General features: G+C 73.3%; 24 protein-coding genes. 16 read left to right on the top strand and 8 right to left on the bottom strand.

Annotated elements, in window-relative coordinates; genetic code table 11:
- Positions 1-43: 43 nt before the first annotated feature.
- The 4 genes from ACFYWX_RS00810 to ACFYWX_RS00795 all read left to right on the top strand — a co-directional run bounded on the left by ACFYWX_RS00810 (position 44) and on the right by ACFYWX_RS00795 (position 4,889).
- Positions 44-769, top strand: a complete 726-nt coding sequence (locus tag ACFYWX_RS00810) for an ANTAR domain-containing response regulator (protein WP_389421858.1) — start codon at positions 44-46, stop codon at positions 767-769.
- 773 nt (positions 770-1,542) lie between these two features.
- Complete coding sequence (locus ACFYWX_RS00805; RefSeq protein WP_389421857.1) at positions 1,543-2,370, top strand: hypothetical protein; 828 nt, start codon at positions 1,543-1,545, stop codon at positions 2,368-2,370.
- 216 nt (positions 2,371-2,586) lie between these two features.
- Positions 2,587-3,834 carry an aminotransferase class I/II-fold pyridoxal phosphate-dependent enzyme gene (locus ACFYWX_RS00800; protein WP_389421856.1) on the top strand — a complete coding sequence of 416 codons (1,248 nt, stop codon included), beginning with the start codon at positions 2,587-2,589 and terminating at the stop codon, positions 3,832-3,834.
- Positions 3,831-4,889 (top strand): MBL fold metallo-hydrolase, encoded by a 1,059-nt coding sequence (locus tag ACFYWX_RS00795; protein WP_389421855.1) that lies wholly within the window; start codon positions 3,831-3,833, stop codon positions 4,887-4,889. Before ACFYWX_RS00800 ends, ACFYWX_RS00795 begins: the two co-directional genes overlap by 4 nt.
- A 217-nt stretch (positions 4,890-5,106) precedes the next feature.
- Here the strand turns inward: ACFYWX_RS00795 and ACFYWX_RS00790 are convergent, their stop codons facing one another.
- Complete coding sequence (locus ACFYWX_RS00790) at positions 5,107-5,736, bottom strand: DedA family protein (protein WP_389421854.1); 630 nt, start codon at positions 5,734-5,736, stop codon at positions 5,107-5,109.
- On the bottom strand, positions 5,733-6,506 hold the full coding sequence (locus ACFYWX_RS00785) for an MBL fold metallo-hydrolase (RefSeq protein WP_389421853.1): 774 nt from the start codon (positions 6,504-6,506) through the stop codon (positions 5,733-5,735). The genes ACFYWX_RS00790 and ACFYWX_RS00785 overlap by 4 nt, the downstream gene beginning before the upstream one ends.
- A gap of 84 nt (positions 6,507-6,590) precedes the next feature.
- On the opposite strand from ACFYWX_RS00785, the gene ACFYWX_RS00780 reads away from it, so the two are divergent.
- The 8 genes from ACFYWX_RS00780 (at position 6,591) to dnaK (ending at position 17,029) form a co-directional block, all read left to right on the top strand.
- A complete protein-coding gene (locus tag ACFYWX_RS00780; protein ID WP_389421852.1) occupies positions 6,591-6,992 on the top strand; it encodes a hypothetical protein in 402 nt (133 codons plus the stop codon).
- 264 nt (positions 6,993-7,256) lie between these two features.
- Positions 7,257-9,338 carry a phage holin family protein gene (locus tag ACFYWX_RS00775; RefSeq protein ID WP_389421851.1) on the top strand — a complete coding sequence of 694 codons (2,082 nt, stop codon included), beginning with the start codon at positions 7,257-7,259 and terminating at the stop codon, positions 9,336-9,338.
- 126 nt (positions 9,339-9,464) lie between these two features.
- Positions 9,465-10,526 (top strand): ATP-binding protein, encoded by a 1,062-nt coding sequence (locus ACFYWX_RS00770; RefSeq protein ID WP_389421850.1) that lies wholly within the window; start codon positions 9,465-9,467, stop codon positions 10,524-10,526.
- Entirely contained in the window at positions 10,523-12,325 is a 1,803-nt protein-coding gene (locus ACFYWX_RS00765) for a hypothetical protein (protein ID WP_389421849.1), read from the top strand. The genes ACFYWX_RS00770 and ACFYWX_RS00765 overlap by 4 nt, the downstream gene beginning before the upstream one ends.
- Positions 12,326-12,395: 70 nt before the next feature.
- Positions 12,396-12,821 (top strand): OsmC family protein, encoded by a 426-nt coding sequence (locus tag ACFYWX_RS00760; protein WP_037673638.1) that lies wholly within the window; start codon positions 12,396-12,398, stop codon positions 12,819-12,821.
- A gap of 122 nt (positions 12,822-12,943) precedes the next feature.
- Entirely contained in the window at positions 12,944-14,338 is a 1,395-nt protein-coding gene (locus ACFYWX_RS00755; RefSeq protein ID WP_389421848.1) for a hypothetical protein, read from the top strand.
- 2 nt (positions 14,339-14,340) lie between these two features.
- Positions 14,341-15,099 carry a glycerophosphodiester phosphodiesterase family protein gene (locus ACFYWX_RS00750; RefSeq protein WP_389421847.1) on the top strand — a complete coding sequence of 253 codons (759 nt, stop codon included), beginning with the start codon at positions 14,341-14,343 and terminating at the stop codon, positions 15,097-15,099.
- A gap of 61 nt (positions 15,100-15,160) precedes the next feature.
- Entirely contained in the window at positions 15,161-17,029 is a 1,869-nt protein-coding gene (gene dnaK / locus ACFYWX_RS00745; RefSeq protein WP_389421846.1) for a molecular chaperone DnaK, read from the top strand.
- 82 nt (positions 17,030-17,111) lie between these two features.
- Here dnaK and ACFYWX_RS00740 read toward each other — a convergent pair whose 3' ends face one another.
- From ACFYWX_RS00740 to ACFYWX_RS00730, 3 genes are all read right to left on the bottom strand, one after another.
- Positions 17,112-19,148: a M48 family metalloprotease gene (locus ACFYWX_RS00740; RefSeq protein ID WP_389421845.1), complete on the bottom strand. Its 2,037-nt coding sequence runs from the start codon at positions 19,146-19,148 to the stop codon at positions 17,112-17,114.
- Between the two features lie 142 nt (positions 19,149-19,290).
- Positions 19,291-19,893: a hypothetical protein gene (locus tag ACFYWX_RS00735; RefSeq protein WP_389421844.1), complete on the bottom strand. Its 603-nt coding sequence runs from the start codon at positions 19,891-19,893 to the stop codon at positions 19,291-19,293.
- 101 nt (positions 19,894-19,994) lie between these two features.
- A complete protein-coding gene (locus ACFYWX_RS00730; RefSeq protein ID WP_389421843.1) occupies positions 19,995-20,858 on the bottom strand; it encodes a helix-turn-helix domain-containing protein in 864 nt (287 codons plus the stop codon).
- A 275-nt stretch (positions 20,859-21,133) separates the two neighbouring features.
- Here ACFYWX_RS00730 and ACFYWX_RS00725 point away from each other — a divergent pair, with 275 nt between their 5' ends.
- Entirely contained in the window at positions 21,134-21,559 is a 426-nt protein-coding gene (locus ACFYWX_RS00725; RefSeq protein WP_389421842.1) for a hypothetical protein, read from the top strand.
- Here ACFYWX_RS00725 and ACFYWX_RS00720 read toward each other — a convergent pair.
- On the bottom strand, positions 21,541-22,368 hold the full coding sequence (locus tag ACFYWX_RS00720; protein WP_389421841.1) for a helix-turn-helix domain-containing protein: 828 nt from the start codon (positions 22,366-22,368) through the stop codon (positions 21,541-21,543). The genes ACFYWX_RS00725 and ACFYWX_RS00720 overlap by 19 nt on opposite strands.
- A gap of 119 nt (positions 22,369-22,487) precedes the next feature.
- Between ACFYWX_RS00720 and ACFYWX_RS00715 the strand changes: the two genes are divergently transcribed.
- A complete protein-coding gene (locus ACFYWX_RS00715) occupies positions 22,488-22,793 on the top strand; it encodes a 4a-hydroxytetrahydrobiopterin dehydratase (protein ID WP_389421840.1) in 306 nt (101 codons plus the stop codon).
- A gap of 84 nt (positions 22,794-22,877) precedes the next feature.
- On the top strand, positions 22,878-23,624 hold the full coding sequence (locus ACFYWX_RS00710; protein WP_389421839.1) for a class I SAM-dependent methyltransferase: 747 nt from the start codon (positions 22,878-22,880) through the stop codon (positions 23,622-23,624).
- On the opposite strand, the gene ACFYWX_RS00705 is transcribed toward ACFYWX_RS00710, so the two are convergent.
- Positions 23,587-24,069: a hypothetical protein gene (locus tag ACFYWX_RS00705; RefSeq protein WP_389421838.1), complete on the bottom strand. Its 483-nt coding sequence runs from the start codon at positions 24,067-24,069 to the stop codon at positions 23,587-23,589. The genes ACFYWX_RS00710 and ACFYWX_RS00705 overlap by 38 nt on opposite strands.
- The gene (locus ACFYWX_RS00700) at positions 24,066-24,608 is read right to left on the bottom strand and encodes a hypothetical protein (RefSeq protein ID WP_389421837.1); all 543 of its coding nucleotides are present in this window, start codon (positions 24,606-24,608) and stop codon (positions 24,066-24,068) included. The genes ACFYWX_RS00705 and ACFYWX_RS00700 overlap by 4 nt, the downstream gene beginning before the upstream one ends.
- Positions 24,609-24,647: 39 nt before the next feature.
- Here ACFYWX_RS00700 and ACFYWX_RS00695 point away from each other — a divergent pair, with 39 nt between their 5' ends.
- Positions 24,648-25,628 (top strand): helix-turn-helix transcriptional regulator, encoded by a 981-nt coding sequence (locus ACFYWX_RS00695; RefSeq protein WP_389421836.1) that lies wholly within the window; start codon positions 24,648-24,650, stop codon positions 25,626-25,628.
- Positions 25,629-25,644: the final 16 nt, after the last annotated feature.

The raw sequence follows: 25,644 nt of genomic DNA, 5'->3' as shown, positions 1-25,644 counted from the left end.
GGCGCGGGGGAGAGACGGCGGGCGGTGGAGAGGAGGGGGCGGCATGTCGGCCACGAAAGGTCCCGGCCGGTGGGAGACGGAGGGGGCCGAATCCCCCGAATCGGCCCTGCCGGGGCGACGGTTGTCGGAGCTCGTCGAACAGGCCGTGCGCTGCACCGCCGACTGCTGCGGGGCGAGCAGCATGGTGGCCGAGGGCAGTCCCGAGCGGCACGCGACCGTCACCCATCCCGACCTCGGGGCGCTCGTCGCCGTGCAACTGCGCAGCGGGGACGGGCCGATTCCGGCCGCGCTCGACCGCGGAACGCCCGTGGACAGCGCGGACCTGCTGCGCGACGAACGCTGGCCGGAGTACCGCGCCGTGGCGCTCGACGCAGGGGTCCGCTCCAGCGTGACGCTGCCGTTCCGGCGCCGGGGGCTCACGATCACCCTCAGCCTCTACAGCTTCCGGCCCGGCGCGCTCGCGGACGTCCCGCACGGGCCCGCGCGGGCGCTCGGTGACGTCACGGCGACCTGCCTGGTCCGCGACCGCTCCTACCGCGCAGCCCTCACCGAGCTCGACCAGCTCGGCACGGCCCTGCGCTCCCGACCCGTCGTCGACCAGGCCTGCGGCATCGTCATGCACGTCCTCGGATGCGACCCCGACACCGCCTTCGGCGTACTCCGCCGCGTCTCCCAGGACTCCAACCGCAAACTCTTCGACGTCGCCTCGGCGGTGGTGGGCCGACGCGGGAGGGGCTTGGAACGGGACCTGGCGGCACTGTTGAACTGAGTTCGTCCGGGGCGGCCGGCTCACCGCCCCGCCCGCCGCGGCCGGCCTGTCTTGCCGGCCCGGCCTTGATGCGCCCGGGGCGCCCCGCCCGACTCTTCCGCTCGGGTTTCGCCCGTCGTCCCGCGGGCCGGGTGCCCGCCGGGCGGGCCGCTGGTGGGCGGCTGCGGTGCCTGTGCGGCCGTAGCCGTGTCGCGGTCCTGGTGCGTACCTGACCGTGCCGGGATCGTGGTGGGTGCCTCGGTTCGGATGGCCCGGCCCCGCAGCGTCACGCGCCCGCCGCCGGTCTCACGCGCGGGGTCCGGCCCGGCTTCGCCTCGTTCCGCCTACGTCCGGCTGCCCACCCGGCGCCCTGTCTCCACGTCGACTCGACCGGCGCGGACGAGGTCGGCAAGGCCGATCCGCCTCCCTCCGGCCGCGCCCACGGCGCCTGCTGCGCGCGCCGCGCCCACAGCGCCCGGGCCCGTCCGCTTGGCTCACGCCCGGCCCCCGCGGTCCGGCCGGTCGCCTGGGCCTGCCGTATGGGGCTACGCCACTCGGGCTTACCGTCTCGCCTGCCTGTTGCCTGTTGCCTGTTGCCTGCTGCCTGCTGCCTCCGTCCGTCGGCCCCGCTTGCTCAGCCCCGGGCCCCGCCCCCCCCCAAAATCTCACCCGCTCGGCCGCCCCCCGTCCCGCGAATGGTGTCCGGCCGCGCGCGGGGTGGGGGCGGGCGGGCTGTGATGGCTGCGGGGCGCGAACCTCGGGTCCCGTGATCGTTGGTCGAAGGAGTTCGTCCCATGCGCCGCACCTCCCGCGCCCTGTCCGTCGCCGCCCTGGCGGCGGCGGCCCTGGTCGCCGCCGCGCCGGTCGTGTCCGCGGACCCGGACGTCGAGGTAAGCCCGAGCACTGCCTCCGCGGGTGGCGACGTCACCGTCTCGATCTCGTGCGACCCCCTCGGCGGCCCCGCTCCCGAAACCCTGGAGGCCACCTCGGCGGCCTTCGACGGGGGTACGGTCAAGCTGGAGCACGTCCCGGGCGACGACGACGAACTGTCCGGCCCCGCCTACACCGGCACCGCCCGCATCGCCCCCACCGAGGACGACAAGGACGACGAGGACGACCAGGAGGCCGACGTCGCTCCCGAGGTCGCCGGTGGCGACTCCGCGTGGACCGTCGACGGCACCTGCCCCGCGCCGCCCGGCGGGCAGGGCCAGCCCTGGAGCGCGACGCTCGACGTGTCCCGGGGCACCACCGGCCCGGCCCCCGCCCCCGTCAAGCCCTGCCCCCAGCCGTACGGCACCGAGGCGACCGACATGACAGACGCGACCCACGGCTGCGGTACCCCCACCACCAAGCCCTGCACGCCGTCCCACGGCAGCGAGCCCACCCACGGCTGCGCCACCGCCACCGCCACCGCCACAGCCACCGCCAAACCCTGCCCCCAGCCCCACGGCCCGCAGGCCCCCCGCGACTGCGCCGCCGTCATCCAGCGCGGCGTGCGGGCCGGAGAGGGCGGGTCCCTCGGCGCCTCCGTGCCCGCGCTGGCCGTCGGCGGGCTGTTGATCGCCGGCGCGGCCGGTGCCGCCGTGCACCGGGTGCGCCACCGGGATCCCGCGGGCCGCTGACCCGTGAACCGGCGGCGGTGCCAGTGCCACGTCGGCCGCTGTGATCAGCGCAACCCGTGCGGACGGCCATGGGGTGGGGGCACCCTGGGTACTTGGACGCCGAGGGCACACCGGAGTCATGCGCACCAGCAGGCCACCGGCGACACAGCCCAGGCGGCACAAGAGCACACGCCCGACGCCGACGGCACCGGGACCAGCGACTGCGCGGAGGTACCTATGCGGCGGACGGACCCGGAAGGGCACGGCCCCGTCCGCTACGGCCCACCGCTCCCCGAGGACGGACTGCCGGTCCTGCCCGAGCTCTCCGCGCTCCTCGCCGCGGCCGCCGCCCGGCCCGAGAGCGAGCCCGTGGGGGGCGGCCACGCGCTGCTGGAGGCCGCGTGCGGCTACTGGGAGCGCCGCGGCCTGACCTGCGGCCCCGACCGCACCGCGGCCGCCCCCGGCGCCCCCGCACTGCTCGTCGCGCTGACGGCCGCGCTCGGCGGTGACGTCCTGGTACCCCGGCCCTGCGCCGCCTGGTGGGCGCCGTACGCGCGCCTGCTGGGCAGACCCGTCTTCCACGTGGCGACACCCGCCGAGTGCGGCGGCGTCCCCGACCCGTTCGCCCTCCTGGAGACCGTGCGCCGCGTGCGTGACGAGGGCGGTGACCCGCGGCTGCTCGTGCTGTCCGTCGCCGACGACCCCACGGCCACCGTGGCGCCCCCCGAGGTGCTGCACGAGGCCGTGGAGGCCGCCGCGGGGGAGGGCCTGCACCTGGTCAGCGACGAGACCTGGCGTGACACCGTGCACGCCCCGCACGACACCGTCCTGCTCAGCCCCGCCGAGATGCTGCCGGACCGGGTCACCGTCATCACCGACCTGGCCGGCGCGCTGCTCCCCTCCGGCTGGCCCGCCGCCGTCGCCCGCTTCCCCACCGGACCCACCGGCGACGGCCTCCACGCGCGTGTGCTCGACGTGCTCACCGCGCTCGGCGCCCGCGTCGCCGCCCCGGTGGCCGTCGCGGCCGGACACGCCCTCGGCGAGCCCGAACCGGTCACCGCGCGCGTGGCCGCCTCCGTACGCCTGCACGCGCGCGTGGCGGAGGCCGCGCACGGCGTCGTCGTGGCGGCCGGAGCCCTGTCCCTGCCCCCGCAGGCCGGGCGCCACCTGTATGTCGACCTCGGCCCGCTGCGCTCCGCGCTCTCCGCGCAGGGCGTCGGCGACGCGCAGGACCTGGAGGATTTCCTCGCCGCCCGGCTCGGCATGCCCGCCCCGGGCGGCCACCGCTTCGGCGACGACCTCGAGGCGCTGCGCGTAAGGCTGTCCACCGGCCCGCTGCTGGGCGGTACGCCCGAGGAGCGCGCGGAATCCCTCACTTCACCCTCGCCGTTGGAACTGCCTCACGTGCAACGCGCGTTGATCACCTTGAGGTCGGTCTTCGACGATCTCCGCGACGACGCTCAGCGATGGGAGCCTCCTCGATGACGCAGCAGCCCGAGTCGCCCACCACGAGTCCGAGCACCCAGGAAGCCGGCCCTCATGCGGCCACGTCGCCCTTCGACCCCGCCTTCCCGCCCCTCGCCGCCCCCAGAGCGCTCGGTGAACGCCGGGTGTGGCCGCGGTCGTTCCACGACCGGCTGACCGCCCCGCTGCCCGGCCTCAAGGCCGTCGCCCGCTTCGCCCGGGAGGGCGCCGTACGGCCCGGCCGGGAGGGCCTCGCCGACATCCCGCGGCTGCCCGTCGAACCCGCCCCCGTGCCCCGCGTCGACGCGGGCACCCTCGCCGTCAGCTGGGCGGGGCACGCCAGTTGGGTGGTGCAGATCGGCGGCCTGACCGTCCTGACCGACCCGGTCTGGTCCCGCCGCATCCTCGGCACCCCGGCCCGCATCACCCCCGTCGGCGTCCCCTGGGGCGCGCTGCCACCGGTCGACGCGGTCGTCATCAGCCACAACCACTACGACCACCTGGACGCCCCCACGCTGCGCCGGCTCCCGCGCGACACCCCGGTGTTCGTGCCGGCCGGCCTCGGACGCTGGTTCCGTCGCCGCCGGTTCACCCGGGTCACCGAGCTGGACTGGTGGGAGGCGGCCGAACTGGACGGCGTCCGCTTCGACTTCGTCCCCGCCCACCACTGGTCCAAGCGGACCCTGACCGACACCTGTCGCAGCCTGTGGGGCGGCTGGGTCCTCACCGCCCCCGACGGCCTGCGCGTCCACTTCGCGGGCGACACGGGCTACGGCCACTGGTTCTCCCGCATCGGCAGCCGCTACCCGGGCATCGACCTCTCCCTGCTCCCCATCGGCGCGTACGACCCCCGCTGGTGGCTCAGCGACGTGCACTGCGACCCGGAGGAGGCCGTCCGCGCGGCCCAGGACCTCGGCGCCCGCCGCATGGCTCCCATGCACTGGGCCACCTTCGTACTGTCCGCCGAACCCGTCCTCGAACCGCTCACCCGCGTCCGGGCGGCCTGGGAGAAGGCGGGCCTGGCGCGCGAGAACCTCTGGGACCTGCCGGTAGGAGGCTCCCGGATCCTGGAGTAGGGCGCCGAAGCCGCATGCAAGAGGCCCCGCCCCGGACAACCGGGGCGGGGCCTTCTGGAGCGCCGGGCAGGCCTTGCACCTGCATCTTCCCGCAGGAAGCGGGACGTCTTTCCTTGGACCACCAACGCGCGGCGCACTCACAGGAGTTCTGTGGCGTGCTCACAAGATCCAGTATGCCACACGGCGCGGGCCCGAATTCCCCGCGCACCCTCAGGCACTAGGCAGCCCGCGTCCCGCGCACCCGGCGCCACACGCTCGGGATCGCGGCGAGGAGCAGGGTCAGGGCGATCGCGGCGAGGACGCCCTCCCACGGCTCGCTGAACAGCGAGCCGCCGAGGATGCCGATCAGCTGGTACGTCACTGCCCAGGCCAGGCAGGCCGGCAGGTTGCCGCGGGCGAAGCGGCGCAGCGACCACTTCGCCATCAGGCAGGCCAGCATCACCGGGATCCGGCCCGCCGGCACCAGCCGGGACAGCACCAGGACCGCCACCCCGTGATCGGCCAGCTTCCCCTGAGCCTGCGCGAGCCGGTCCTCGGGCGCCCGTGACCGGATCGCCTCCAGCCACCGCGAGCCGTTCTTCGAGCCCATCCCGCGCCGCCCCAGCCAGTACAGCGCCACGTCCCCGAGGAAAGCGGCCAGCGACGCCGTCACGAACACCAGCAGCAGCGAGAACGGTGCCGTCTGGTGGAAGGCGACCACGGCCGCCGAACTCACCAGCGCCCCCGTCGGCACCACCGGCACCAGCGCGCCGACCAGCACCAGCAGGAACAGCGTCGGATAGCCGATCGCCTGCTGGGTCGACTCCGTGGGTACGACCGCCGGGACGGCGGCGACCAGCCAGGTCACCGCGGGGCCTCCAGCCGCACGCTCTCCCCGTGCCCGAGCCGGTGCACCTCGACCTGCGGCGCGCGCTCCGCCGCGAGGCGAACGAACTCCTCGCCCGGCGCGTGGAACTCGTGGGGGCGCACGGCGTCCATCCCGATCGGCCAGTACGTGCCGTAGTGCACTGGCACGGCACTGCGCGGCGCCAGCCGGGCCAGCGCCTGTGCCGCGCGCCCCGCGTCGAGATGCCCCTCGCCGAGGTACGGCCCCCAGCCGCCCACCGGCAGCAGCGCCGCGTCGACCGGCCCGACCTCCTCGGCCATGTCGTCGAACAGGCCCGTGTCCCCGGCGAAGTACGTCCGCGCCTCACCCTCGATGACGTAGCCGAGGGCGGGGGAGCGGTGCGGGCCGACGGGCAGGCGCCGCCCGTCGTGCAGCGCGGGCACGGCCCGCACGGCCAGATCGCCGACGCGGGTCACGTCCCCGGGAGCCACCTCGGTCACCCGCAGCCGCGTCAGCCGACGCAGCCCCGGCACGGCGCGCGGTGCACCCCGGGGCACGAGGAGGCGCGTACCCGGCGCAAGGCGCGCAAGGGAGGGCACATGGAGGTGGTCGGCGTGCAGGTGGGAAACGAGCGCCACGTCCACGTTCCAGGCATGGGGCGGGGGCAGCGCGCCCCGGCGCCGCCGCAGGTGGGCCAGCCGACGCACGAACAGAGGGTCGGTGAGCACGCGTATGTTCGAATCCTGCACCGTGCAGGTGGCGTGACCCCACCACGTGACCTCCACCGGCACCTCTTTGCCTCCTTCGCGCGACTCCCCCGAAGCCTACGGGCAGGAGTAGGGTCGGCGGCGAAACCCGGAGGTGAGGGGGACGCCATGGGACCGGTTCATGTGACGGCGATCGCGAGTCTGACGCCGCTGGAGGAACTGGACGACGATCCCTTCCTGGTGGACTCCCGCAGCCAGCACGCGATGTGCGCCCGCTGGGCCGCCGAGCGGGGCTTCGTCGTCAGCCGGGAACTGCTGGTGCGCGGCCTGCGCCCCGACCACTGCGTGCTGTGGGACGGCATCCGGCCGGGCATCGACCTCTTCGTGGCCCCCAGCCGCCGTGTCCTGGAGAGCGCGCTGTCCTCCGTCGACGAGTTCACCGCCGAGTGCGCCCGCCGCGGGGTGCGCGTCGAGACCGTGGGCCGCGCGGAACCGTCGTACGACGCACAGATGAAGGCACGGGTGCACCGCAGGCTGTCGATGCCGACGGCCGGGTACGACGGCCGCTAGTGCCCCACCAGGCAACGTTCGCCCCGTCGCGACGCCCGGCACGCCCTCTCGCCGCACCGGGCACAAGCCCAAGTACATCCAGTACGAGGACGTGCACCCGGCACGCCGAGAGCACGCACCGGACGCCGCTCCTTGACGGGCAAACGTTGCCTGCCGGGGCACTAGCACGGGACGCGGGACGCTGGATCGCCCGGCAACGGCATGTGACAGGGTGGACACCGAGCCCCCGCGGGCGGCGGGGCCGGGACGTGAGGTGTGCTGGGCGTGCGTGAGGGGCGTTGGCGGCGGGCCGTCAGTCAGATCGGGCGAAGCGTCGCCGTGTGGGCGGTCTCCACCGTCACCATGCTCGTGCTCGCGGGCCTGCTGCCCGACTTCCAGCTCCAGTCCGCCGACGACGACAGCACCACGCAACTCGCCGTCACGGCCGGCATCGGCGCAGGCGTCTTCGGCCTGCTGTCCGCCCTCGTCTGGCCGCTCCTCGTACGGCTCCTGCTGCTCGTCCCGGCCCTCGTCCTCGGCCTGCTGGTCTTCTTCCTCAACGGCTCGCTGCTGCTGCTCGCGCTGAGACTCAACCCCTCCGGCGACAGCGAGGCCGCCCCCGAGACCGCCGTCATCGTCGCCGCCGTGATGTCCGCCGTCGCCTCCGCGACCGGCGCCGCGCTGGCCGTGCGCGACGACGACGCCTACCGCCGCCGGCTCTACCGCCTCGCCGACCGCCGCCGCAGACGCGGACCGCCCTGCCCCACCTGCCCCGGCACCGTCTTCATACAGCTCGACGGCGTCGGCCACGACGTCCTGCTGGACGCGGTCGCCACGGGACTCATGCCCACCGTCGCCCGCTGGCTCGGCAAGGGCACGACGAGCGTCCCCACCCACCGGCTCACCCCGTGGCGCACCGACTGGTCCAGCCAGACCGGCGCCAGCCAGCTCGGCATCCTGCACGGCAGCAACCACGACGTCCCGGCCTTCCGCTGGTACGAGAAGGACACCGGCGAGGTGATGGTCAGCAACCGCCCGACCAGCGCCGCCGATCTCCAGCGCCGCGCGGTCGAACGCACCGGCGACGACGGACTGCTCGCCGTCGACGGCGCCAGCCGCGGCAACCTCTTCAGCGGCGGCGCCGGCGAACAGGCCCTGGTGCTGTCCATCGCCACCCGCCGGCGCAGCCGCGAGAACCGCTCCAGGGCGGGCTACTTCGCCTACTTCAGCGACCCGGCCAACGCCGTGCGCACCGCCCTCTCCTTCGTCGCCGAGGTGGGCCGCGAGATGGGCCAGTCCACCCGGGCCCGTCTGCGCAGACAGCGCCCGCGCGTCGGACGCGGCGGCCTCTACCCCTTCGTCCGCGCCTTCGCGACCGTCGTCGAACGCGACGTCGTCGTCGCCGCGGTCATGGGCGACCTGCTCGCCGGACGCACCGCCGTCTACGCCGACCTCGTCGCCTACGACGAGGTCGCCCACCACTCCGGGCCGCACAGCCGGGACGCCGAGAAGGTCCTCGAACGCCTCGACCGGTCGCTCGAGCTCATCGAGAACGTCGCCGAGCACGCCCCCCGCAGATACCGGATCGTCGTCCTGTCCGACCACGGACAAAGCCCCGGCGAGACCTTCCGCGCCCGCTACGGCCTCACCCTCGGCGACCTGGTGCGGGCCGGCTGCGGCCTGCCCGTGCCCCGCAAGGCCGAGCGCACCCGCAGCGGCGCCGAGGCCCGCGCCGCCGTACGCGCGGCGCTGCGCCGGCCCGTCGAGGAGGGCCGCGCCCACCAGTACCCCTCGGGCCGCGACTCCGAGCCGATCGCGCTGGCCTCCGGCAACCTCGGCCTGGTCTCCTTCCCGGACGTGCCGCACCGGATGACCAAGGAGGAGATCGACGCCCGCCACCCCGCCCTGCTGACCACGCTCGCCAACCACCCCGGCGTCGGCTTCCTGCTCGTGCGCAGCGAGGAACACGGCGGGCTCGTGCTCGGCGCGCGCGGCGCGGAGATACCGCTGCACGAACTCACCGACGACCACCCCGGACCGCTCGACGGGTTCGGCCCCGGTGCCGCCGACGCCGTGCGCCGCACCCACTCCTTCCCGCACACCGCCGACATCATGGTCAACTCCTTCCACGACCCGGCCGACGGCGAAGTCCTCGCCTTCGAGGAGCAGATCGGCTCCCACGGCGGCCTCGGCGGAGCGCAGGCCAGGCCGTTCCTGCTGGCCCCGCTCGTCCTCTCCGCAGCCGTCGTGGACGGTGAGCACCTCGTCGGCGCCGAACAGGTCCACCACGTCCTGCGGCGCTGGCTGGAGGAGTCCGACGGCGCCGAGGGGCCGATCACGGCCCGAGAAGAACGCAGGGCGGCCTGAGCGCAGCGTCGTCGGCGGTGCCGCCAGAAAAATCGGGTGACGACCGCAACCATCAATTGAGAACCTCGACGGCGAGCAACCACGTCCGCGACAGCGGCGCCGGATCAGGCGCAAAAGGGGGGATGCGTGCAGGCAGCCGTCACCGTCACGCCCTCCCGCATACCCGACCTGCTGCTCGGTCTCGCCACCGTGCGGCCGGTCTTCGTATGGGGCGCCCCCGGCATCGGCAAGTCCTCCCTGGTGCGGGAGTTCGCCGAGTCGCTGGGACTGGAGTGCGTGAGTCTGCTCGGCACCCAGCTGGCGCCCGAGGACCTGATGGGCGTCCCGCAGATCCGCGACGGACGGTCGGTGTTCTGCCCGCCCGAGGCGATCGCCCGTGACGAGCCGTACTGCCTGTTCCTGGACGAGCTGAACGCGGCCACGCCGGACGTGCAGAAGGCGTTCTACTCGCTGATCCTGGACCGCCGCATCGGCACCTACGAGCTGCCCAAGGGCTCCATCGTCATCGGCGCCGGCAACCGGGCCACCGACAACGCCCTCGCCCGCCCGATCGCCTCCGCCCTGGTCAACCGCCTCACCCACGTCCACCTGGAGGCCTCCGCCAAGGACTGGCTGGCCTGGGCCGCGAACAACGGCATCCACCCCTGGATCGTCGACCACCTCACCGACCGGCCCGACCACCTGTGGTCCAAGCCGCCGAAGACCGAGGAGCCGTTCTCCACGCCCCGCTCCTGGCACATGCTCTCCGACGCCCTGCACTCCTTCGGCCAGGACCTCGACGAGCCGACCCTGAAGGTCCTCGCGCACGGCACCCTGACACCCGCGCACGCGACCGCCTTCTGCGGCTACGTCAAGATCGTGCGCAGCCAGTACGGCATCGAGGCCGTCATCCGGGGCGACGCCCGCTGGCCGCACCGCGTCGAGGACCGCGACCTGCTCTACTACCTCGCCGAGTCCTTCCGCGGCCGGCTCGTCAAGGAACTGCCCGCCGACAAGAAGCACATGTCGGCGAACGGACGGGAGACCGCGTACCGCGCCAAGTCCCTGCTGGTGCAGCTCGCCGAGATCTCCGTCGAGGTCGCCCAGACCGTCATCGCCTCCGACGCCGACGGCAACCCGGTGCTGCCCGCCTGGTTCCTCGTCGAGGCGGCCCGGGACATGCCCCGACTGGTCGAGGCGCGTCGATGAGCCCCGCCCGCGGCAAGGGGCGCAAGAAGCGGGACCTCGCCGAGGAGGCGTTCACCGAGGGCATGCGGCTGGTCCGCGCCCACCTGGCACTCTTCGCCGTCGACTTCATCATCTGCCGCGAGGAGGAGTGCGCGTTCGCGCCGCGCGACGGACTCGTCCGCGTCAGCTCCAACGGCGTCCTGCACGCCCACCCTGCGCGCCTCGCCGAGCCCGCCGTCTGGGCCTGGTCCCTCGCCCACGCCGTACTCCACCTCGGCTTCGGGCACGTCCCGCAGGTCAGGGGCGAGCGGGTCCAGCCCGACCGCCACGACCTCGCGGCCCGCTGTGTCGTCGTCAACCGCTTCCTGCTGTCCTTCCCCGTCGGCCGCGCACCGGACGAGCTTCCGCTGTCCTACCCCGACGGCGACGAGGAACAGCTCGCCGCCCGCTGGCGACGCGACGGGCTGCCGGCGGCGTACGAGCGCTGCGGTACGGCGGGCGCGCAGGCCGACCAGCTCCTCATGCCGTGGGAGGACCGGTGGCAGCAGCCCAAGGACTGGCAGCTGGCCTTCGCCACCGCCCTGACCCGCACCGTCTCCGCGGCGATGGACATGGCGGGCGGCCGCCGCGACTCCCTCGACGACGAGGCCACCGTGCAACGCCCCTGGGAGCAGGCCCTGAGCTGGTTCGTCTCCTCCTTCCCGCTGCTCGGCGGCATCGCGGCCGGCATCAAGCTCGTCGCCGACGCCGAACTCGCCCGGGCCCACGGCATCGCCGTCGCCGCCGTCAACGCGGAGGCCGGCGAGATCTACATCAACCCGCTCCGGGGGTTCGAGGACGAGGAGTGGCGCTTCATCCTCGCCCACGAGATGCTGCACGCCGCCCTGCGCCACGGCGACCGCTGCGGCCCCCGCGACCCCTACCTGTTCAACATCGCCTGCGACTACGTCATCAACGGCTGGCTGCGCGAGATGCAGGTCGGCACCATGCCCGACGGGCTGCTGTACGACCCCGAGCTCAAGGACCTCTCCGCGGAGGAGGTCTACGACCGCATCGCCGGCGACCTGCGCCGGATGCGCCGCCTGGCCACCCTGCGCGGCAAGGGCGCCGGAGACATCCTGGGCGCCCCGCTGTGCCCGGCGGGCGACTACGTGGACCTCGACGGGTTCTACCGCCGCGGCCTCGCCCAGGGTATGGACCTGCACGAGCAGCAGGAGCGCGGCTTCCTCCCGGGCGGCCTCGTCGAGGAGATCCGGGCCCTCAGCCACCCGCCGCTGGACTGGGACGCCAAGCTGGCCCGCTGGTTCGACGAGTTCGTGCCCCGCCCCGAGCCCGTACGGTCCTACGCCCGCCCCTCCCGCCGCCAGTCCGCCACCCCCGACATCCCCCGCGCGGGCCGCTACTTCCCGCCCGAGGAGATCGCCCGCTGCACCTTCGGCGTCGTCCTGGACACCTCCGGGTCCATGGACCGCACCCTCCTCGGCAAGGCCCTGGGCGCCATCGCCTCCTACGCCGAGGCCCGCGACGTACCGGCCGCACGGGTCGTCTTCTGCGACTCCGCCCCGTACGACGCCGGCTATGTGCCGGTCACGGATATCGCCGGCCGGGTACGGGTGCACGGCCGCGGCGGCACGGTCCTGCAGCCCGGCGTCGACCTGCTGCACCGCGCGGACGACTTCCCGCCCGGCGCACCCGTCCTGATCATCACGGACGGCTGGTGCGACGACGTCGTACGGGTGCGGCGCGAGCACGCCTACCTGATCCCGCAGGGCCGTCGCCTGCCGTTCACCCCGCGGGGGCCGGTCTTCCGCGTGCGATGAGCCGGAGTGTGATCGGATGGGACACGGAAAACCCGTCCGACGGGAAACCCACGTGAAAGAAGGAAGAACCGTGGCAACCACGCGCACCGCACACACCGTCTGGGAAGGCAACCTGCTCGAGGGCAACGGTGTCGTCACCTTCGACTCCTCCGGCATCGGCCAGCAGCCGGTGTCGTGGCCGTCGCGCGCCGAGCAGGCGAACGGCAAGACCAGCCCCGAAGAGCTGATCGCCGCCGCCCACTCCAGCTGCTTCTCCATGGCCCTCTCGCACGGCCTGGCCGGCGCCGGCACCCCGCCCACCAAGCTGGTCACCAACGCCGACGTCACCTTCCAGCCGGGCGAGGGCATCACCGGCATCCACCTCACCGTGGAGGGCACGGTCCCCGGCCTCGACAACGACGCCTTCGTCGCCGCCGCCGAGGACGCCAAGAAGAACTGCCCGGTCAGCCAGGCCCTCACCGGCACGACGATCACCCTGTCGGCCAAGCTCGCCTGAACCGGCGCACCGCCCGGCACCGTGGGCCGCCCTCCCAGGGGCGGCCCACGCGCTCGCCGGTTCGGCGACCGGGGGCGGGGTATAACGCCCTGCGCCGATACGGCGGAAGGGGCGTCGGAAGGATGAGGATGCTGCCGGGAACCTCCGACAACGGCCGGGTGCTCGACTCCGCCGTCCGGGAACGCACCCGGATCCTGCTGCTGTTCAGCCTGGCCGGCCGGGTCTCCCCGGAGCTCGGGGCGCGGCAACGGCTCGTCGACGGCTTCGACTTCGGCCGCTTCACCCCCCATCTGCACACCAGCGAACCGCTGTTGCCGGTACCGATCCTCACCGAGCGTGTCTCCCCCGAGGAGCTGCGACTGCCGCCCGGTGCGCGGGGGCTCGCCCTCGCCGGGGCGCGCGTCCTGGTCGTCACCACCCCGCGCGGCGACGCGACGCTCCTCGTGGACTGCGACTTCGCCGATGAGACCCCGTCCGACGCGCTCGCCCCGTGGCTCGCGGCCACCTGCTTCGACCGCGCCGGCCTCGCCCTCGGCGACCGGCCGCTGCTCGACGTGCTGACCGAACGCCTCGGCCTGCCGGAACCCCTCGCCTTCGGACAGAACGTCCACCAACTCGTCTTTCCAGGAGGACGGTTGGCCCGCGACCTGCTCGGCGCGGCCGACCACGACGACCCCCGGCTGTCCGCCCCGCTCAGCGAGATGATCTACCGCGGCCGACTCCCCAGCAACGGCGCTGCCCACGCCGGCGTCATCGTCCCGGAGCACATGAGGAACCACGGCGTGACCGTCTCCGCGCACGGCCGCGGCGTCTCCGTCCAGGCGGGCTGGGCCCCGCACGTGGAGAACGGCCTGGCCCTGGTCGCCCTGGGCATGGTCTCCGCCCTTGCCGTCCTGCAGCGCACCCGGCTGGCCGCCTTCGGGATGATGCGGGCCAACGAGCAGGCGCCCGCGGACTCCCCGTCCGGGATCCGCTCGCTGATCTCCCGGCTGTCGGCCGGCGTCAACGAACTCCAACTGGACCTCGCGTTCGGCGTGGAGGCCTACGTCGACAGCCTGCTGATCCCCGAGATGGTCATGGAGGGCTTCCAGTCCTCGCTGCGGGACGCGCTCGGCGTCCGCGACAGCCTCGACAACTCCGCCCGCATGGTCGAGCGGCTGACCTCCGTGATCAACGCCCGCTCGGCGGCCCTCGACGCCGCCCTCGCGGACCGGGACGACCGCCGCGACCGTACGATCTCGGGTCTCGTCGCCGCGGCCACGCTGATCGCGCTGCCGCCGACGCTGCTGCTGGCGTTCTTCGGAGTCAACGGCACCGACGTGGACGACCACCGCTCCATCCTCGACCTGCGAGAATACGGCGCGGCCTACGTGGTGGCCTGGCTGCCCTTCGTCGTCCTGGTCCTGATCGGCTACGTGCTGCTCAGGCGGGCCGGCAGGCGCTCCGGCTCGCTCCTGGCCGCCCCCGACGACTCCCGGGCCCCCGTGCCCGCCCCACGCCCCTCATCCGGGAGGTGACCATGCCGCGACGCCCCGCCGTCTCCGCCCACCGCGGCGGCTCCGAACGCTTCGGCGCGGCCACCCGGGAGGCGTACGAGGACGCGGTCGCCTCCGGCGCGGAGTACGTCGAGTTCGACATCCGGCGGACCGCGGACGGTGCCTTCGTCGTCCACCACGATCCCCGGGTGAACGGCACCGGCCCCGAGCTGGCGCGGATCACCCACGCCGAGCTCAGCGAACGCGCCGGTTTCGCCGTGCCCGCCGTGGACGAGGTCATGGCGCTGATCGCCGGGAAGCTCGTCGGACACCTCGACCTGAAGGAGGTCGGTCACGAGCGGGAGCTGATCGACCGGGCGATCGCCCTGCTCGGTCCCGACGGGTTCGTCGCGACCACCCTGGAGGATCAGTCGATCGCGGCGATCACCAGCACCTTTCCCCAGGTCCGCACCGCCCTGTCCCTGGGCCGCGACCGCCAGGAGGTGGGGGCGGCACGATTGGCCCGCACCCGGGCGAGCGAACTGTTCCCCATGAGGCGCCTGCGGGCCTGCGGGGCCCACGGGGTCGCCGTGCACCAGCGCCTGGCACGCGCCAACGTACTGCGCGAGGCGGCCCGCCACCGCCTGTTCACCATGGTGTGGACGGTCAACGACGACACCGCGATGCGGGCCTTCCTCACCGACCCGCGCGTGGACGTGCTGGTCACCGACCGGCCCCGGCGGGCCGTGCAGCTGCGCGGCGAGCCGCATCGAACCCCGGCGGCGGGGAACGTGTCCCATTGACAGGAGCCCACTCACCCTCTGAGCTGGAGTGCGGGAGGCTTCCTGGCGGAAGGGGACAACGATGGGACGTCCGGTCGGGATCGATCTCGGAACCACGAACTCGGTGGTGGCCGTCCTGGAGGGCGGCGAACCCACGGTCATCGCGAACGCAGAGGGGGCCAGGACCACACCGTCGGTCGTGGCGTTCGCCAAGAACGGCGAGGTGCTCGTCGGCGAGGTCGCCAAGCGGCAGGCGGTCACCAACGTCGACCGCACCGCCCGCTCGGTCAAGCGCCACATGGGCGACGCGCACTGGCGCTTCCCCGATCAGGGCGACGTGGACGGCACCCGCTACCGCGCCCAGGAGCTGTCCGCCCGGGTCCTGCAGAAGCTGAAGCGGGACGCCGAGTCCTACCTCGGCGAGGACGTCACGGACGCCGTGATCACCGTGCCCGCCTACTTCGACGACACCCAGCGGCAGGCCACCAAAGAGGCCGGCGAGATCGCCGGCCTGAAGGTCCTCAGGATCATCAACGAACCCACCGCCGCCGCCCTCGCCTACGGCCTCGACCGGGGCGAGGAACAGACCGTCCTCGTCTTCGACCTCGGCGGCGGCACCTTCGACGTGTCCCTGCTGGAGATCGGCGACGGCGTCATCGAGGTCAAGGCCACCAACGGCGACACCCACCTCGGCGGTGACGACTGGGACCAGCGGGTCGTCGAGTACCTGGTCAAGAAGTTCAAGGGACAGAACGGCATCGACCTCGGCAACGACAAGATGGCGCTGCAACGGCTGCGCGAGGGCGCCGAGAAGGCGAAGATCGAGCTGTCGTCGTCCTCCGAGACCACCATCAACCTTCCGTACATCACGGCCTCCGCCGCGGGGCCCCTGCACCTCGACGAGAAAATGACGCGCGCTCAGTTCCAGGAGCTCACCGAGGACTTGCTCGACCGCTGCAAGACACCCTTCCACCAGGCAGTCAAGGACGCGGGCGTCAAGCTGTCCGCGATCGACCACGTGATCCTCGTCGGTGGCTCCACCCGCATGCCCGCTGTCACCGAGCTGGTACGGGAGCTGACCGGCAAGGACCCGCACAAGGGCGTCAACCCCGACGAGGTGGTCGCCGTCGGCGCGGCCCTCCAGGCGGGCGTCATCCGCGGAGACGTCAAGGACGTGCTGCTCCTCGACGTCACCCCGCTGTCCCTCGGCATCGAGACCAAGGGCGGCATCATGACCAAGCTCATCGACCGCAACACCACGATCCCCACCCGGCGTTCGGAGATCTTCACCACCGCCGACGACAACCAGCCCTCCGTCGGCATCCAGGTCTACCAGGGCGAACGCGAGATCGCCGCCTACAACAAGAAGCTCGGCGTCTTCGACCTCACCGGGCTGCCGCCCGCCCCGCGCGGCGTCCCGCAGATCGAGGTCGCCTTCGACATCGACGCCAACGGCATCATGCACGTCTCCGCGAAGGACCTCGCGACGGGCCGCGAACAGAAGATGACCGTCACCGGCGGCTCCGCGCTGCCCAAGGACGACATCGACCGCATGATGCGGGAGGCCGAGCAGTACGCCGAGGAGGACCGCAACCGCCGGGAGGCCGCCGAGACCCGCAACCAGGCCGAGCAACTCGTCTACCAGACCGAGAGGTTCCTGCGCGACAACGCCGACAGGATCCCCGCCGACACCACGTCGGAGGTGGAGTCCGCGGTCGCAGAGCTCAAGCAGCTCCTGGAACAGAACGCCGACACCGCCGCCCTGCGCGACGGCGTCGAGAAACTCGCCGGCGTCAGCCAGAAGATGGGCCAGGCCATGTACGCCCAGGCCCAGCAGGAGACGCCGACGGAGGACACCCCACCACGACCGGACCAGCAGGACGACGAAACGGTGGTGGACGCGGAGATCGTCGACGACGAGGACCGGGACGCGAAGGGCGGGGCGGCGTAGTTCGGTTCCCCCGGGCCGTTTCCAGCGGCTCGGCGCTCGGCGCCTCGCTGGTCCGCAGTGCCGCTACGCCGCGCGCCGGGCCCTACCGGTGCTTACCGCGCGGTCCTGACGACGACGGCTGCGAGGTGGTGTCGGACCGGGCGGGCGGCGGCGCTGGTGCCGGCACGCTCCGGCGGTGGCGGGAGGCGTAGAGGGCGGCCGCCGAGATCCGGCCGGCCGCCACCATGCCGACCGCCGCCCCGGCGAGCAGCAGGCCCGGCAGGACGCCCAGGACGGCGCGCATCAGGTACTCGAGAAAGGCCGCGCTCGCACCCACGGCCAAGCAGACGGTGGCGCAGCGGAGCCGCCACCGGAACTCGGCGTCGTGCGGCGCGGCGGCCGCTCCGGCGAGGACGGCGACGTGGCAGACCAGCCCCAGACAGGCCACCAGCAAGAGCGGTGCGTCCGGCGTGTCCACGAGGAGGCGGCCGGCGGCGACGATCGCCCCGACGGCCGTCGCGACGGTGACGGCATGGGCCAGCAGGAGCCGTGGGCCCGTCGTGTCCGGAGCCTCGGTCCGTGTCACCGGCTCCGCGGGAAAGAGCGGCACGGGAGCGGGCCGTCGGGCCCGGCGACGCAGGAACGGCAGCAGCGCGCCGCTCAGCAGCGCGACGCCGACCACCACGGCGCGCACGTACGGGGTGCTTCCGTCGGGGAGGGCCGTCGGGAACCAGGCCACCGTGGTGAGCACGCCGTACGCCCCGACCCACCAGGACGCCGCCCGCGGCCCGCACACGGCGTCGCACACCAGGGCACACAACGAGAGCGCCAGGACCGTCAGAGCCGCCGTCAGCGCGAGGCCGAGACCGAGGACGCCGGTGATCTCGCCCCACCACATCGTGCCGAGCTGCACGGACCGGCCGGACCCGAACGCCTGCGTCGGATGGAGCGCGCACCCGGCGCACAGCCCCGCCCACAGACCCACGGCGAGGAGCGCCAGCCGTCCCGCCAGGGCGCGCCCACCACGGGCACCGCCCCACGCGGCGACCGTGTGCCGGATGCCGGAGCCCAGGACGGCACCGGCCGGGAGGAGCAGGGGCAGCGCCAGCCAGGTGTAGACGGGGCGGAGCGTGTCGAGCTCCAGGAAGCCCCGTTGCAGCCCGGTCAGCATCACGTCGAAGCTGTCGCCCAGCAGCAGGTTGACGGACAACAGGGCGACACAGCCGGTCAACGCGGCTTCCCAGACACTGAGTTCACCCGCCAGGGCGGGGTGGCGCAGGGCCGCCCTGCGGCGCTGGAGGGCGGGATGGGTGGCGAACGGCAGACCGGTACCGCCGCGCACCGCGGCCAGATCGACGAAGAAGGTGTCCAGCTTCCGTCGCCGTTCCTCCCCCCGGCCCGTTCCGGCGGGACCCCGCACGGCGAACGCGTCGGCGTGCAGTTCCCGTGACTGGAGGAAGGTGTTGCGGGCCGCGTAGAGCGTGCAGGCGAGCAGAGCGAGATGGAAGGAGAGCCGAAGCAGGTACGTGCCGTCGCCGGCGTACCCGGACACGGCGAAGCAGAACGTGGCGGCGAGCAGGACGTTGAAGGCGCCCCACAACGCGGTGACGCCATGGGTGACGTCGAGGTCCCGGTGGCGGATGTGGCCGAGTTCATGGCGGACGACGACCTCGAAGGTGCCCTGATCCGTGTCGAACAGCGTCACCATGCCGCTCGCGAGTTCGACGTGCCGACGCCGCCAGTGCCCGAACGCCACCGCGTTCTTGGTGTAGTCGGAGGCGTTCAGCCACACACCGTGGACGGTCACCCCGGCGTCGTCCGCCAGCCGGAGCACGGCGTCGGCGACGTCGGGCCGGTAGCCGCGGGGCGCTCCCGTGCGCGGTGTGGGGTGCAGGCGCAGCAGCCGCCGGAAGAGGATCTGCTGGTACGGGCTGAGCCAGTACAGGACGAAGCCGCCCACCCCCAGTACCCCCAGCGCCAGCCCGGCCCGCGACTCGCGCGGGTTGGCCGTCCGCGCCGGGCAGTGGTCCCGCAGGTATCGCTTCAGGGCCGGGGCGTACGCGTCCGGCACCGGTTGCGGAGGCCAGACGGGCGCCTGCCGAAGGATCTCGCGTTCCACCGGATCCATTGGCAGGGTCAACTGGAACTCCCTGAACGCCCCCGGCCAACACCGGCCGTAGGCTGCGTAGTTGTCCTCCTGTCGACTGGTGGTGGCCGGAAGGGCGATCGTGACGGCGGCGGCCATCAGGGCGACACAGAAGAGGAGCGCGCGGACGACCACGTCAGTGCCCGGTCGCCGCTGGACCGTCTCCGTCGCCGTCGGTGTTTCCTTGCCCGCCCGCGTTTCCGCTGGCCTCGTCCGAGGGCCGGTCGGGGGCGTCGGTGTCCGTCGCCAGCATCCGGACGAGTTCCGCCAGCACGGAGTCGGCGACGCGTTCGGCTGCCTGTTGCTCGGACAGGTGACGCAGGGCGCCCGACAGCGCGGCCGCGTGCCAGCGGGCCAGCTCCCCGGCGGTCGGGGCGGGCGCCGCCACCGGCGGCGCGGCGGGCTCGGACGGCTCGGCCGGCTCGACCTCGGCCCGCCGCCGACGGCGCGCCACCCGGCCCACGAGGCGCGAGGTCAACCGGCTCACCAACTCCGCCGACATCACCCCGAGCACCCCGGCCGCCGCCGACAGCGCCGCAGGCGTCACCACGTCGGTCGCCAGCCCGAAGACGTCGACAGACAAGGGCCTACGGCTCCACAGCCGGGGGCGGAAGTGGCTCCGGGCACGCCGCTCGAACAGCGGGAGCTCCTCGGCGGCCACGTCGGTCACCACCGACTCGGCCAGCGCCTGCGCGAGCCGACGGCGCTCCCCGCCGAGCCTCCACGGGCTCGCGGACACGACTGTGCCGGACGGTCTCGGAGTCGTCATGAGTGTGCGTCAGCCCCCCGCCAGGTCGTATCCCAAGTATGGCCCCGCAGGCCGTGCCCTGTCCGGCCTGCTCAGAAGTTCTCGCGGCACTCGCGCAGCAGCTTCTTGGTGCGCTCCGCGGACGCGGCGTGCGTCGTCATGTGGTCCAGGACCTCCAGGTGCGCGGAGACCTCCGCGCGGGAGTCCAGGTACAGGGCACCGGTCAGATACTCGGTGACCACCAGGTCCGGCAGCTCCGGCTCGGCGAAGCGGAACAGCGAGAAGGGCGCGTACGTCCCCGGGTGCGGTCCGTCCGCGAACTCGGCGACCTGGAGAGTGACCCGGTCGCGCTCGGCGTACTCGAGGAGCTTGTCCAGCTGCTCCCGCATCACCTCGCCCCGGATGCTCACCGGGCGCCGCAGCACCGTCTCGTCCATGATCACCCACAGGTGGGGCGGGTTCGGGCCGTCCAGCAGCCGCTGCCGGGCGATACGCAGCGACACATGCCGCTCGATCGACTCCGGCGTGGTCTGCCCGATCGTGCCGGAGTCGAGCACGGCACGCGCGTACTCCTCGGTCTGCAGCAGCCCGGGCACGAAGTGCGGCTCGTAGGAGCGGATCATCCGCGCCGCGCCCTCCAGGCTCACGAACAGGCTGAACCAGTCGGGCAGCACATCGTGGAACCGCTGCCACCAGCCCGGTTTGTTCGCGTCCTCGGCCAGCGTCACGAAGGCCGCCGCCTCGGCCTCGGGCACCCCGTACGCCTCGAGGAGCACCTGGAGGTACGGAATTTTCAGGGAGACCTCGGCCATCTCCATCCGCCGCACGGTCGCGGGAGCCACGTGCAGGACGCGTGCCGCCTCCTCACGCTTGAGGCCGGCCGCCTCCCGCAGCTCCTGAAGCCGTTTGCCGAGCACCACCTGGCCCACCGTGGGTGCCGGCCGCCGCTCACTCACGCCACGTCTCCCCTACGCGCCGAAGGATCCGAGTCAGTGTGTCATGTTCCGGCCGCCATCTCACGGGGACGGCGAGGAGGAACTCGTCACGCGTGGCGCGGGAGACGCCGTTACTCCCGGTAGTACTGGCCGTGGGCGTGGCATTACCCCGTGGGTAATCGACCCCCAGGCCCGGCGGCGGGATCGTGGAGGCACCGGGTTCCGAGCCGGCGCACTCCGGCCCGGGACCCGGGCCCCGACAGCAGCGATCCGACCTCGACGGAGGGTGATTCGTCATGTCCGCAACCCAGCTCGCCCCACTCGCCCGCACCTCCGAGCCGCAGACCATGCTGCGCCGCTTCCTCGCCCTGGACGCCGTCGTGACCGGCGCGAACGGCCTCGCCTATCTCGCCGCATCCGGCCCCCTCGGCCGTCTCCTCGGAGTCGGCTCCGGACTGCTCCTCGAACTCGGCGCGTTCCTTGCGGTGTTCGCGTCCGGTGTGGGCCTGCTCGCCTCCCGCGCCCGGCCCGCCGCACTGCCGGTGCGGGTCGTGATCGAAGCCAACCTTGCCTGGGCAGTGGTCAGTTGCGTCGCCCTGGCCCTCTGGCTGTCGCCGACCGCGGTCGGCGCGGTGTGGACGGTGCTCCAGGCGCTCACCGTCGCCGGGTTCGCCGCGCTCCAGCACATCGCGCTGAAGGCACGTCAGGTGATCAGCGAGTGAAGGTACTTGACCGTCGCCGGGTCGGCCGGGAGGAGCGTCTCGATGGCCAGCTCGGCGACGGTCACGTCCATCGGCGTGTTGAAGGTGGAGATCGACGAGATGAAGGACAGCGTCCGGCCCTCGTACTCGACCTGCATCGGCAGCGCGAAGTACGGGACCGGCTCGGCGGGTTCGGCCGTGGGCGCCGCCTCGGGCACCGGATACGCCGCCACCTCCTCGTACAGCGCACGCAGCTGCTCCGACCGGTACAGGGCGATCTGCCGCTCCATCTGCGCGAGGAGATGACCGCGCCACTCGCGCAGGTTGCGGATGCGCGGTGCGAGCCCCTGCGGGTGCAGCGTCAGCCGCATCGCGTTCAGCGGAGGCGTGAGCAGGGACTCCGGTACGCCGTCCAGCAGCATCGTGATGCCTCGGTTGGCGGCGACCACGTGGTACGTCGCGTCGACCACCATCGCCGGGTAGGGCTCGTAACCCTGGATCAGTCGCTCCATGCCCGCGCGCAGCGCGTCCAGCGCCGGGTCGTCGAGCGGGGTCTCCGGATAGTGCGGGGCGTAACCGGCCGCCAGCAGCAGCGCGTTGCGCTCCCGGACGGGGACGTCGAGGTGCTTCGCCAGCCGCAGCACCATCTCCTCGCTCGGCCGGGAGCGGCCCGTCTCGATGAAGCTGATGTGCCGGGCGGAGGAGTCGGCGCGCAGCGCAAGCTCCAGCTGACTCACCCGCCGCCGCTCCCGCCACGCCCGCAGCAGCGGGCCCACGCCCTTGTCGACGGGAGCGGCGGAGCCGGCGTGGCCGAACGCGACAGTGGTCATGCGCACGACCGTACAAGAGGGCCGCCCCCATGTGCCCCGGACGGGCCTGACCAGGGCCGCGGCGACGCTCCTGTGGCAGGCTGGACAGGTACGTGACACCCACGAAGGGAGCCACCGTCATGCCCTCCGAGCCGCTGTCGCAGAAGGAGATCGAGGACCGCCTGGCCGAGCTGCCCGGCTGGTCCCTCGACGGGGACCGCATCGCCCGCTCCTACCGGCTCGCCGACCACTTCGCGGCGACCGCGCTGGTCGTCCACATCGCCCAGGTCCAGGAGGAGCTCGGCCACCACTCCGAGCTGACCCTCGGCTACAACACGGTCTCCCTCGCCGTGAACACCCACAGCGCGGGCGGAGCCGTCACCGAACAGGACTTCGAGCTGGCCCGACGCGTGGAGGAGCTGGCTCCCGGGCACGGGGTGCGGTGACGGAGTCGGGAACGAACGACCGGCAAGCGGCGGCCACGACGTCTGGGGCTACGGGTACGACGGGACGGCGACGGGGGAGCGGACGTGCTGGACTACGACGAGGAAGCCGAGCGATACGACGTCTCGCGCGGGGGCGAGCCCAGGGCGGCGGCCGCCGCCGAGGCCGTCCTGAGCCTCGTACCGCCCCGGGCGAGCGGCCTGCTCGACATCGCCTGCGGCACGGGCATCGTCACCCGGCGCCTCGCGGCCCACGACGGCCTGCGCGTCACCGGAGTCGACCTCGCGCAGACGATGGCGCGGCATGCCGCCGCCCGGCTGCCCGGTGCCGTCGTGCGCGCCGACAGCCGCCGACTGCCCTTTCGGGACGGGGAGTTCGACGCCGTCAGCAGCGTGTGGCTGCTGCACCTCGTGGAACCGGCCGAGGATGTGCGACGCGTCGTCGCCGAGTGCGCCCGGGTACTCCGACCGGGCGGGGTGTACGTCACCACGGTCGACAAGGGCGCCTCGCACAACGTGGGCAGTGACATCGACGCCGTGCTCGCCACCCGTCCCCGACGCCCGGCCTCCGACGCGGCCGCCCTCGTCGAGTCGTACGCCCTCGCCTGCGGTCTGGTCCCGGCCGGGCAGGCCCGCTTCCGTGGCCGCGGGCAGGGCCGCAGCCCGCGCCGGGCCGTCGCGGACCTGCGGCGCGGCTGGTTCGTCACGCTGCCGCCCGGCGAACCGCTCGCGGAGGGGTTCGCCGCCCGGCTCCAGGCCCTGCCCGATCAGGACCGGCCCCGCCCCGACCCCGAGTTCACCCTGCGGGCGTTCCTGAGGCCGCCGGACGCGTGAACTCCATGATCCAGTTGGTCAGCCAGGTCTCCCCGCCGTCCAGCGAGAACGACTGCTCCCAGCGGGCGGAGGTGTCCGACACCCCCGACCAGACGAACCGGGCCCGCACGTCCTTGCCGTCGTGGGTGTCGTCGCCGTAGAACTCGCCGCGGCCGCCGTCGAAGGCACCGACCACCGGCGGGAACAGCCTGCCGCTGCGGCTGGAGGACCAGTTCAGGGACCACAGCCGGGTCTCCTGGTCGAAGAGTCGCAGCGTCAGTCCCTTCGCCCCGAGATGCGGCATGTCGATCTCGTCGATGTTCGCGGCCCCGTCGAACAGCGGCCAACAGCGGGACGTGGACGGGAACTCCTCCCAGTCGCTGTCGGGGTCGAGGAAGTCGGTGCGCCGACGGTGGTGGACCTCCCAGTCGCCGTGGAAGAAGTCGAAGTCGTGCGGGCTGCTCATGCGCGGTCTCCCGTCGTGCCCTCGGGCAGGGAATCGGTCAGGTAGGCGTTCAGGTCGGGGACGTCGGGCGCGAGCATGTGCCGCACCCAGGCGTCCCGTTCGTGCAGGATCGGCGGCAGCTCCCAGACGCAGCCGATCCATGGTTTGTCCGGCCTGATGAAGTGCGTGGGGTCGCGGGGGGGGGGGGGGGGGGGGGGGGGGGGCGCCGGCGGCCCCCCCGGGGGGGGGGGGGGGCGGGCGGGCGCCCGCCCCCCCCCCCCCCCCCCCGCCGCGGCGAACCGGAGGTGCAGGACGTTGTCCCAGGTCCAGCTGTACGCGTTCAGGTAGGCGCCGTCGTCGCCGCCCCGGTGCAGGACCACGAAGGTCGCCGGTGGGGTGCCGTCGGGATCCGGCAGCAGGGTCGGCAGGATCTTGTACGCGGCATCCTGCACATCGGCGGCGATGCCCTCGGGGTCGGCGGTGACGTGGTAGCGCTTGATGTGCCGGCCCGCCACCTCGACGGGTGGTGGCACGGTCAGCAGTTTCTCGGTGAAGCTCATGGCGGGACGCTAAGCCCGCTTCACTGACATCCTGTGTCAGTGAAGTCCAGCCGACTCGTCTCGATCCTGCTCCTGCTCCAGACCAGGGGCCGGATGACCGCCGCCCAGCTCGCCAAGGAGCTGGAGGTGTCGGTGCGCACGGTCTACCGGGACGTCGAGGCGCTCGGCGCGGCGGGCGTCCCGCTGTACGGCGACGCGGGCCACGCCGGTGGCTACCGCCTCCTCGACGGCTACCGCACCCGCCTGACCGGCCTCACCGCCGACGAGGCCGAGGCCCTCTTCCTCGCGGGCGCTCCCGGCCCGGCCGCCGAGCTCGGCCTGGGCTCGGTCCTGGCCGCCGCCCAGCTCAAGGTCCGCGCCGCCCTGCCGCCCGAGCTGCGGGCCCACGCCGACCGGATCAGCGGACGCTTCCACCTGGACGCCCCCGGCTGGTACGCGGCCGCCGACGAGGTGCCGTATCTGCCGGCGGTCGCCGACGCCGTATGGAACAATCGTATTTTGCATACCGTATACCGTCGATGGCGTGAGCCCACCGACGTGGAACGCCGTCTGGAGCCGTACGGACTGGTCCTGAAGGCAGGCCGCTGGTACGTGATCGCAGGCCCAGGGCCCCGCACCTTCCGCGTCGACCAGATCCTCGAACTCACCACCACCGACGAGGAGTTCACCCGCCCGGACGACTTCGACCTGGCCGCCTACTGGACGGCGCACCAACGCGACTTCCACCAACGCCTGCACCGCGGAGAAGCGTTGGTGCGGCTGGCGCCGGGCGTCCAGCTCGCCGGGGCGGTGACGGCCGACGCGCACAAGGACGCGCACAAGGACGCGACCGCGGAAGCGGATGGCTGGATCCTGGCCACCGTCCCCATCGAGTCCGTCGACCGCGCGCACGCCGAATTCCTGCGCCTGGGCGCGGAGATCGAGGTCCTCGAGCCGCCCGAGCTCCGCGCACGCATCGCCCGGACGGTCGCCGAACTGGCCGGAAGATACGGCAACCCGGGTGCGCCCGGCGACGACTGAAGGAGCGGAACCCGTC

Source organism: Streptomyces sp. NPDC002888 (assembly GCF_042888465.1).
GTDB lineage: Bacteria > Actinomycetota > Actinomycetes > Streptomycetales > Streptomycetaceae > Streptomyces.
Note: the sequence above shows the minus strand (reverse complement) of the source record. Positions and strands in the feature narration are given on the sequence as shown.